Genomic DNA, 300 nt, shown 5'->3' on the forward strand with positions numbered 1-300 from the left:
AGCGATCTTCCGATAGGATGCCCCTTCGGCTCGCAGGCGGTGCGCTTCGGCCCACCAGAGCGGGTCGGGCGCAACCGGCTCCTCTGGCACGTCCAGCAGGCGATCTCGCGTCGCCGCCGTCATCACGTAGCCGCGTCCGAAGATGTTGCGGATCCCAGCCTCTGCGCCGGCAGCACGCAACCGCTTGCGGATCTCATAGACCATCACGTTGAGGAGCTTGTCGGCGCAATCGGGAGCCTCACGGTCCCCGTAAAGCGCTGACAGGATCCGGCCGCGGGTGGCGACGTGAGGGCTTGCGGC

Annotated in this window: 1 protein-coding gene; it reads right to left on the minus strand. The window is 67.7% G+C overall.

Features of this window, described 5'->3' with window-relative positions; genetic code table 11:
* Window positions 1-300: helix-turn-helix domain-containing protein (locus FV233_RS29945; RefSeq protein WP_147899685.1), on the minus strand; the 300-nt coding region annotated here is incomplete at both ends.

This window comes from Methylobacterium sp. WL7 (assembly GCF_008040085.1).
Classification (GTDB): Bacteria; Pseudomonadota; Alphaproteobacteria; order Rhizobiales; family Beijerinckiaceae; genus Methylobacterium; species Methylobacterium mesophilicum.